The following is an 8,494-nucleotide window of genomic DNA, read 5'->3' on the forward strand; positions in this document are numbered from 1 at the left end:
CGACGCCCTGCGCCGCCTGGGCCTGCGCCCAGTCGATGATGTCCAGGGCTTCGAACTCCGTCTGCAGGGGCTCGATATCCATGAAGGCGCAGACCTCCGGGTCGGAGAAGAGCGCCAGGAGACCGGGAGCGTCCGACTCGTCCAGGGCGCGCAGTTCGAAGGCATGCACCCGCGGCGGATCGGTGATCATGCCGCGGAGAGTCGCAGAAGGGCGATCAGCCTCGCCCGGGTCAGACCGTCGGCCACGCCGTCGAAGCGGCTCTGGACCCAGTGCCGCTGGAAGGCGGCGACAACGTCGCGGGTGGCGGCGTCGAAGGTCCCGCTGGGCGCACAGTCATAGCCCAGCCGGGTCAGCCCCGCCTGGAAGGCGAAGACAGCGGCCCCCTCCGCCCCCTCGGACAGCGGCAGGCCCGGGGCCGGCGGCGGCTCGACCCAGAGGCCATGGCCGGCTTCGGCCAGCCGCTTCCAGGGAAACCGCTCGCCAGGGTCCTGCTTGCGGGCAGGGGCCACGTCGGAGTGCCCGACGATGTCGCCGTCGGCGATGGTCCAGCGGCTTCGGATGTCGGTCAGCAGAGCGATGACGGCGGCGACCTGTGGCTCGGGGAAGTCGCGATAGCCGTGCGCATGTCCCGGATTGACGATCTCGACGCCGATCGAGCGGCCGTTGATGTCCCTCTCGCCCTTCCAGGACGCCACGCCGGCGTGCCAGGCCCGGCGCGCCTCGTCGACCAGCCGGAAGACGCGGCCGTCCTCCTCGACCAGGTAGTGGGCGCTGACCCGCCCTCCTGGGGTGGGATCGCACAGCCGGGCGAGGGCCGCCTCACCCGTCGTCATGCCCGTATAGTGCAGGACGATCATGTCCGGCGGGGCCGTCCGGGCGTCGAAGTTCGGCGACGGGGCGTCGATGAGGTCCATGGCCGGGAAGCTAGGGCCAATCGGCGGCGGCCGCATCCGGATTTTGGCGCGTATGGGCGCCGAGGAACCCCAGCGCCAATTGCTCCCGGCGAAGCCCGGTGAGAGGGGCAGCGGCGCGCGGGTATCGGTTCCGCGACTGAACCCGGGGAGCCGCGCTCGACCTTACGCCGCCGGAAGGCAGAGGCCCGGGGCGGCGCCGGCCGGCCAGACCAGGGTGGCCAGGGCGAAGGCGATGAGCGCGCCGCCGGCGGCAAGGCGCAGGGCGGGTCGCGCCCCCGCCCGGGCAAGGCTGGATGCGCCCAGAGCCGTAGCCGTCACCGAGGGCAGGACCCCCAGGGCGAAGCCGGCCATGACCAGGGTGCCGCGCTCCGGCGCGCCCGCCAGCAGGGCGTAGAGAAGGGCTGCGTAGACCATGCCGCAGGGGATCAGACCCCAGGCGAGGCCCGCCACTGCGGCGGCCAGGCCGCGCGCGGAGCGCCGGGCTGTGAGCATCCAGCGCCCGAGGGGCTGGAACAGGCGACCCAGGATGGCCGGGGAGGGAACGAGGCCCATGAGGCCGAGCGCCGTCCAGATGAGGACCGCCGCGCTGACCTTCTGCAGGATCCCGAAGGCCTCGGTCATGTCGAGGGCCCCGTAGAGGCCCGCCCCGGCCCAGCCCAGGGCCGCCCCCGCCGCCATGTAGCCCGCCGCCTTTCCCGCCTGGGCCTGGAGGAGGGCGACGAGCCGACCGCTCGTCGAGGCCCCGGGCGCCGTCGCAAGGGCGATGGAGGCGGCGATGCCCCCGCACATGCCCGCGCAGTGGAGGCTGGAGGCGAGGCCGAGGAGCAGGCCGCCGCCGAAGTCCAGGGTGATCATGCACAGCCTCGCCGCCGGTCGTCCGGTGCTGCTATAGAGACCCCATGGCCGAAGCCTTCAACTCCGTAGAACTCCCGTCCGGCAAGGCCGAGCGTTACGCCGCCCTGGCCGATGAGGTCGCCTCTGTCCTGGAGGGCGAGCCCGACCGGACCGCGCGCATGGCGGTGGTGGCTGGCATGCTGGCCCAGTCCTTCCCGCACTTCTTCTGGACGGGCTTCTACAGGGTCGACCCCGAGCGGCCGGGCGAGCTGGTTCTCGGTCCCTACCAGGGCACCCTCGGCTGCCTTCGCATTCCCTTCGGCAAGGGGGTCTGCGGCGCGGCGGCCCAGCGGCGGGAAACGGTGGTCGTCGAGGATGTCCACGCCTTTCCCGGCCACATCGCCTGCGACTCCCGCTCGGCCAGCGAGATCGTCTGCCCGGTCTTCGACGCCGGCGGGGCGCTGATCGCCATCCTGGACGTGGACGCCGAGATCCCGGCGTCTTTCGATGCGACCGACGCCGAGGGCCTGAATCGCATCCTGGCGCAGACATTCTCGACCTGACCCCGCCGCCGGCGGTTCGGAACGGCTTGGCTTCCCCCGCGTCCGGGGCCTATGGTCCCGCCCCGATGCGGCCCGGGATCGCCCGGGCGCGAACATGGGAGCGAAGACATGGCCGAGGCCTATATCGTTGCGGCGGGTCGCACCGCCGGCGGCCGCAAGGGCGGCAAGCTGAAGGACTGGCACCCGACGGACCTCGCCGCCGTCGTGCTGAACGACCTGGTGGACCGCACGTCCATCGACCCGGCCGCCGTCGAGGACGTGGTCATGGGCTGCGTCATGCAGGTGGGCGAGCAGTCGACCAACGTGGCGCGCAACGCCGTCCTGGCCTCCAAGCTGCCCGAGAGCGTGCCCGCCACCAGCGTCGACCGCCAGTGCGGCTCCTCCCAGCAGGCCCTGCAGTTCGCCGCCCAGGCGGTGATGTCCGGCACCATGGACGTGGTCATCGCGGCGGGCGTGGAAAGCATGAGCCGCGTGCCCATGGGCCTTTCGGTCTCCCTGCCGGCCCAGAACGGCTTTGGCGTGCCCAAGAGCCCCTGGCAGGAAGAGCGCTATCCCGGCATCCAGTTCTCCCAGTTCATGGGCGCGGAAATGGTCGCCGAGAAGTACAACCTGACCAAGGACCAGCTGGACGAGTACAGCTATCGCAGCCACCAGCGCGCGATCGCCGCCACCCAGGCGGGCGCCTTCAAGGACGAGATCATCGGCGTCGAGATCAAGGACGCCGACGGCAAGACCGTGATCCACACCGTGGACGAGGGCATCCGCTTCGACGCCAGCCTCGACGGCATCCGCGGCGTGAAACTGCTGCGCGAGGGCGGCCGGATCACGGCGGCCTCCTCCAGCCAGATCTGCGACGGCGCCTCGGGCGTCATGGTGGTCTCGGAGCGCGCGCTGAAGGAGCACAACCTGACGCCCCTGGCCCGCATCCACCACCTGTCGGTCATGGGCCATGACCCGGTGATCATGCTGGAAGCCCCGCTTCCGGCCACCGAGCGCGCCCTGAAGCGGGCCGGCATGAAGGTCGAGGACATCGACGTCTTCGAGGTCAACGAGGCCTTCGCCTCGGTGCCGGTGGCCTACCTGCAGCGCCTCGGCGTCGACCCCGAGAAGCTCAACATCAACGGCGGCGCCATCGCCCTGGGTCACCCCCTCGGCGCCTCGGGCACCAAGCTGATGGCGACCCTGCTCAACGCCCTCAAGGGCAAGGGCGGCCGCTACGGCCTGCAGACCATGTGCGAAGGCGGTGGTCTGGCCAACGTGACCATCATCGAGCGCCTGTAAGGCCTCGGTGTCCGGCAGGCGGATCGTCGTCACGGGGGCCTTCGGGGTCCTCGGCGCTGCGGTGGCGAAGGCCGCCGCGGCCGGCGGCGGTCGCCTCGCCCTCCTGGACTTCGCGCCCGCGCCCCCGGACGGACTTGTCGCCGACTGCGGGCCGGGCGCCCTGGTCCTTCCCGGGGTCGACCTGACCGACCCCGGCGCCGCGGGCAAGGCGATGGACGCCGCCGCGGCGGGCCTGGGCGGGATCGACGCCCTCCTGAACATCGCCGGAGGTTTTTCCTGGGAGACCCTCGACGGGGGTGATCCTGCGACCTGGGACCGGCTCTACCGGATGAACGTCTCGACGGCGGCCAACGCCTGTCGCGCCGCCCTGCCACACCTGCGCGCCTCGGCGGCGGGGCGGATCGTCAATGTCGGCGCCAACGCCGCCCTGCGTTCGGGCGCGGGCATGGGCGCCTACGCCGCCTCCAAGGCCGGGGTGCACCGGCTGACCGAGAGCCTGGCGGAGGAGCTGAAGGGCGACCGGATCACGGTCAACGCCGTCCTGCCCTCGATCCTCGACACCCCGGCCAACCGTGCGGACATGCCCAAGGCGGACCCGTCCCTCTGGGTCTCTCCCGCCGAGCTTTCGGCGGTGATCCTGTTCCTCGCCTCCGAGGCCGCTTCGGCGGTGACCGGCGCGCTTGTTCCGGTGACCGGCCGGGTTTGACCCTGGCGCTGGCGCTTTTTTCTGGCCCTGAGGCGCCTTGCGCGTCAGACTTCTCCCCTGGGAGGAAAGTCTGTTCATGCTTGCGTCTGTTCTTGCGGCCGTCTCGGCCCTCTCCCTGACCGAGCCGCTTCCCCCGGCGTCCGATCCCGGGGCGACGCCCCCTCCGGCCGCCGCGGCCGAGCGGGGAGTCATCTCCTATCCGCCTTCCTTCTTCGCGGATGTGGGCCCCTCCACCGCCCTCGAGATGGTCCAGAGGCTTCCCGGCTTTTCCTTCGACAGGGGCGCGGCCGTCCGCGGGCTCTCCGGCTCGGGGGGCAATGTGCTCATCGACGGCGAGCCGCCGGTCTCGAAGAACGACTCCCTGGAAGAGATCCTGAGGCGGATTCCCGTCTCCTCCGTCCTTCGCATCGACGTGATCCGCGGCGGCGCGCCCGGGATCGACATGCAGGGCCGGACCGTGATCGCCAACGTCGTCCGCAAGTCCTCGGCCGGCCTGAAGGGCGCCTTTGTCTGGACGATGTGGCCCATCTCGGACGGCAGGTTCTTCTATGGTCCGAGGGGCGAGGTGCAATGGCGCGAGGGCCAGCGGCTGGTCGAGCTCTCGTTTGTGATCGGAAAGGGCCCCCAGGACATGGCGGGAGACGGAAACCGTGTCCGTGTCGACGCCAACGGGAATCTTCTGATCCGCTCGAAGATCGACAATGACGCCCAGGGGTCGCGCCGCTGGCTCGTCGGAGCCTACGAAACCCCCCTGGCCGGCGGCCGCCTGCGCCTGAACGGCGCCTATATCGGCGGCGACGCCGATGGCGAATACTATGACGACATCGTCTTCCCGTCGGTCTCTCGGGAGTTCCAGTATTTCTCGGAGGACCGGTCGCAGAGCGAACTCGGCCTGCGCTGGAACCGGCGCGCCGGGCCCAACCAGCTGGACCTGGTCGCCTTTCAGCAGTGGAACCGGACAGACAACTACGCCCGGTTCGACAGCCCGACCCTCACCCGCCTGTTCCAGAACGAGAAGGACGTTTCGGAGACGGTGGGCCGGATCCACTTCCGGCGGACCGCCAGCCCGGCCCTCAACCTGGAGGCCGGGATCGAAGGGGCGCTGAACACCCTCGACTCCACGACCAGCCTGAGGATCAACAGCGGCCTTGTGCCTCTCCCCGCCGCCAATGTGACCGTGGAGGAGCAGCGCGGCGAAGTCTTCGCCGTCGCCGCGGTTCGCGCCTCGCCTCAGCTGGCCTTCGAGTTCGCGCTGCGCCAGGAAGCCTCCACCGTCACATCCTCCGGCGACGTGGTGCTGGAGAAGTCGCTTTCCTTCACCAAGCCGCGGGCGACCGTCACCTGGTCGCCGTTCGAGTCCCTGCAGGTGCGCGGGCGGATCGAGCGGGAAGTCACCCAGCTCAACTTTGACGACTTCGTCGCGAACAACAGCGTCACCCAGACCGGCGCCGTCGCCGCCGGCAATCCGGACCTGTCTCCCATGCAGGCCTGGGTGGGCGAGCTTGCGCTCGAGCGCCGGTTCCTGAAGAGCGGGGTTTTCACCGTGACCCTGCGTCGCTCCGAGCTCAAGGACGTGATCGACCGCGCGCCTGTCTTCCTGGGCAGCGTCGTCGCCGACGCGCCGGCGAACATCGGTGATGGCTGGCGCAACGAGGTCCAGTTCAGCCTCAGCGCGCCCCTGGACGGGATCGGCCTCAGGCAGGCCACCCTCAAGGCCCAGCTCTCCCTGCGCGAGACCGAGGTCACGGATCCCACCACCGGCAGGCCCCGCCCGATCTCCGCCGTCCAGGCCTTCGGCCCGCCGCCCCAGATTTCCGCCGTGCGCGAGTCGGAGTGGGAGCTGCGCTACGCCCAGGACCTGCCGAGGCTGAGGTCGACCTGGGGCTTCGACATCTTTGGTCCCTATATCGACCGCTTCTACCGGCTCAACGAGATCGAGACGCTCAAGAGCGAGATCGTGATCCTGGTCTTCGGCGAGTGGAAGTGGCGGCCCGACCTGTCCCTGCGCGTGGAGCTTCAGTCCCTGCGCCGCGACACGGCCCGCGTACGCGACGTCTGGTCCGGACCGCGCAACACCGCGCCTCTCCTCTATCGCGACTTCCGGGACCTCCAGTACGATGGCGCGGTTCAGTTCCGGCTGCGAAAGACCTTTGGCTGACCCTGGGCGCCCATGACGGCCGTCAGGGCCGCTTGGCGGCCACCCGCCACACCGCCTTGCCCGTATCGTCAGCGACAAGGAGGGCTCCGGTCCGGTCCACCGCCACGCCCACCGGGCGACCCCGGGTCTTTCCATCGCCGGTCAGGAACCCGTCCAGGAAGATTTCCGGCGGCCCTGTGGGCTTGCCGTCGGCAAAGGGCACGAAGACAACCCGGTAGCCGTTGAGAGGCTTGCGGTTCCACGAGCCGTGCTGCCCGATGAAGGCGCCTCCCCTGTACTTTTCCGGGAAGTCGCCGGCCCGATAGAAGGCCAGTCCCAGCGAGGCGGTGTGCGGACCGAGGGCGTAGTCCGGCTTCAACGCCATCGCCACCAGGTCGGGACGCTGGGGCTGGACCCGCTCGTCGACGATCTGTCCGAAATAGCTGTAGGGCCAGCCATAGAAGCCGCCGTCCACGACGCTGGTCATGTAGTCCGGAGGAAGATCCGGGCCCATTTCATCGCGCTCGTTGACCGCGGTCCAAAGGGCGCCGGTGACGGGCTCGAAGTCCAGTCCGACCGGGTTGCGAAGTCCGGTGGCGAACAGCCGGCCGGAGCGCGTGGCGGGGTCGATCGCCCAGATGGCCGCGCGTCCGGCCTCCTCCTCCATGCCGAACTCCGCGATGTTGGAGTTGGAGCCCACCGTGGCGTAGAGCGTCTTGCCGTCGGGGCTGGCGAGCACGGTCTTGGTCCAATGGTGATTGCGGCCCGCAGGCAGGTCGAACACCCGCTCCGGCGGTCCTTCCGCCTTGAGCTGTCCGGACCGGTAGGAGAGCTTCACGATCCCGTCGTCCTGGGCCACGTAAAGGGTGTCTCCCACCAGGGTCATGCCGAACGGACGGCGGATGTTCTCGATGAAGGGCGTCTGGAGTTCGGCGAGACCATCCCCGTCGGCATCCCTGAGCAGGGTGATCCGGTTCGGGCTCGTGCGCTGGATGGCGCCGGCCCGCCCCATCAGCAGGTTGGCCACGTGGTCCCGGAAGCCAGGCTTGCCCTTTCTCTCAGACGAGGACTCGGCGACCAGCACATCGCCGTTCGGCAGGACCAGGAGCCAGCGCGGATGGGCGAGGGCGCCTGCGAACCGCGTCACCTCAAAGCCTTCGGGTGCGCGGGGCGCCTCGGTTCCGCTCCAGCCTAACGGCTGGGCGATGGCGATCTGCGGCAGCGGACCCCGCGTAGGAGGCGGCAGGTCGGGGTTGGGTCCGAAGCCCACCAGGGGATCGGGAGAACCCGCGCCGGAACAGGCTGCCAAAAGAAGGGCTGCGCCCAGGACGAGGGGTCGAAGCGGTCGGGTGATCATGTCGGCGACTCCTGTCCCATCATGACCCGGCGGAGTGCGTTCTCCAAGGGCCGCTTGACGTCCCGGTCGATGCAGCGGAGCCTCTCCTCTGGCGACCGGTCCATCACGGCATCCGGCGACCAAAGGAGGGAAACATGCCGATTGAGCTCAGGCTTCTTGTCTATTCGACGGCGCTACTTCTGGTTCTCGTGCTGATCCAGGCGGTTGCGGGCATGCGCGCGAAGGGCGCCATGGTGATGGCGGACTCCCGGGACGGGCTCAGCCCCCCGGAAGGATTCCACGCCCGCGCCCTACGGGTCGTGGACAACCATCGCGAGGGTCTGACCCTCTTCGCTCCGCTCATCCTCGTAGCGTCCGCCACCGGCACCCTCGGGGCCACCACCGCACTTGGGGCGCAGTTGTTCTTTTATTCCCGCTTGGCGCATGCGGTGATCTACCTTCTCGGCGTTCCCAAGGTCCGCCCGTTGTTCTGGGCGATCGGTCTCGTGGGAACCATAATGGTCCTCGCTGCGGTCTTGGGCCTCGCCTGATTCTTCCGGCCCCGGCCGGCGTTCCGGCGCCGGCCGGCTCCAACCCCGTTGACCCCCCTGGCGAAGCGGTGGAGCCTCCGCTCTGCAGCGATCAGATTCCAGGGGGCGGGGCGATGACCTTCAGGACCGAGCAGGAAGCTTTCTGGGCGGGAGACTTCGGCGACGCCTACA

9 protein-coding genes are annotated in these 8,494 nt (G+C 69.9%); 5 read left to right on the forward strand and 4 right to left on the reverse strand.

Annotated features, from left to right (window positions below; translation table 11 throughout):
- From INE98_RS06695 to INE98_RS06705, 3 genes are all read right to left on the reverse strand, one after another.
- A partial coding sequence (locus INE98_RS06695; RefSeq protein WP_293537608.1) for a hypothetical protein occupies window positions 1-190 on the reverse strand: 190 nt, incomplete at its 3' end.
- Window positions 187-915 (reverse strand): N-acetylmuramoyl-L-alanine amidase, encoded by a 729-nt coding sequence (locus INE98_RS06700; protein WP_293537610.1) that lies wholly within the window; start codon window positions 913-915, stop codon window positions 187-189. The genes INE98_RS06695 and INE98_RS06700, both read right to left, overlap by 4 nt.
- 162 nt (window positions 916-1,077) lie before the next feature.
- Window positions 1,078-1,770, reverse strand: a complete 693-nt coding sequence (locus tag INE98_RS06705) for a sulfite exporter TauE/SafE family protein (protein WP_293537611.1) — start codon at window positions 1,768-1,770, stop codon at window positions 1,078-1,080.
- Between the two features lie 44 nt (window positions 1,771-1,814).
- Between INE98_RS06705 and INE98_RS06710 the strand changes: the two genes are divergently transcribed.
- The 4 genes from INE98_RS06710 (at window position 1,815) to INE98_RS06725 (ending at window position 6,457) form a co-directional block, all read left to right on the forward strand.
- On the forward strand, window positions 1,815-2,312 hold the full coding sequence (locus INE98_RS06710) for a GAF domain-containing protein (RefSeq protein WP_293537613.1): 498 nt from the start codon (window positions 1,815-1,817) through the stop codon (window positions 2,310-2,312).
- A 108-nt stretch (window positions 2,313-2,420) separates the two neighbouring features.
- Window positions 2,421-3,593 (forward strand): acetyl-CoA C-acetyltransferase, encoded by a 1,173-nt coding sequence (locus INE98_RS06715; RefSeq protein WP_293537615.1) that lies wholly within the window; start codon window positions 2,421-2,423, stop codon window positions 3,591-3,593.
- A 7-nt stretch (window positions 3,594-3,600) separates the two neighbouring features.
- Entirely contained in the window at window positions 3,601-4,299 is a 699-nt protein-coding gene (locus tag INE98_RS06720; RefSeq protein WP_293537616.1) for an SDR family NAD(P)-dependent oxidoreductase, read from the forward strand.
- Between the two features lie 76 nt (window positions 4,300-4,375).
- Window positions 4,376-6,457, forward strand: a complete 2,082-nt coding sequence (locus tag INE98_RS06725) for a TonB-dependent siderophore receptor (protein ID WP_293537618.1) — start codon at window positions 4,376-4,378, stop codon at window positions 6,455-6,457.
- A 22-nt stretch (window positions 6,458-6,479) separates the two neighbouring features.
- On the opposite strand, the gene INE98_RS06730 is transcribed toward INE98_RS06725, so the two are convergent.
- Window positions 6,480-7,793: a sorbosone dehydrogenase family protein gene (locus INE98_RS06730; RefSeq protein WP_293537619.1), complete on the reverse strand. Its 1,314-nt coding sequence runs from the start codon at window positions 7,791-7,793 to the stop codon at window positions 6,480-6,482.
- Window positions 7,794-7,927: 134 nt separating this feature from the next.
- Between INE98_RS06730 and INE98_RS06735 the strand changes: the two genes are divergently transcribed.
- A complete protein-coding gene (locus tag INE98_RS06735) occupies window positions 7,928-8,323 on the forward strand; it encodes an MAPEG family protein (RefSeq protein WP_293537621.1) in 396 nt (131 codons plus the stop codon).
- Window positions 8,324-8,494 lie beyond the last annotated feature (171 nt).

Source organism: Phenylobacterium sp. (assembly GCF_020253645.1).
GTDB lineage: Bacteria > Pseudomonadota > Alphaproteobacteria > Caulobacterales > Caulobacteraceae > Phenylobacterium.

What these genes read in the sequence shown, in the direction of transcription:
- INE98_RS06725 (WP_293537618.1), top strand. Translation starts at nt 4,376, where the DNA reads ATGCTTGCGTCTGTTCTTGCGGCCGTCTCGGCCCTCTCCCTGACCGAG.
- INE98_RS06730 (WP_293537619.1), bottom strand. Translation starts at nt 7,793, where the DNA reads ATGATCACCCGACCGCTTCGACCCCTCGTCCTGGGCGCAGCCCTTCTT.
- INE98_RS06700 (WP_293537610.1), bottom strand. Translation starts at nt 915, where the DNA reads ATGGACCTCATCGACGCCCCGTCGCCGAACTTCGACGCCCGGACGGCC.
- INE98_RS06710 (WP_293537613.1), top strand. Translation starts at nt 1,815, where the DNA reads ATGGCCGAAGCCTTCAACTCCGTAGAACTCCCGTCCGGCAAGGCCGAG.
- INE98_RS06705 (WP_293537611.1), bottom strand. Translation starts at nt 1,770, where the DNA reads ATGATCACCCTGGACTTCGGCGGCGGCCTGCTCCTCGGCCTCGCCTCC.
- INE98_RS06735 (WP_293537621.1), top strand. Translation starts at nt 7,928, where the DNA reads ATGCCGATTGAGCTCAGGCTTCTTGTCTATTCGACGGCGCTACTTCTG.
- INE98_RS06715 (WP_293537615.1), top strand. Translation starts at nt 2,421, where the DNA reads ATGGCCGAGGCCTATATCGTTGCGGCGGGTCGCACCGCCGGCGGCCGC.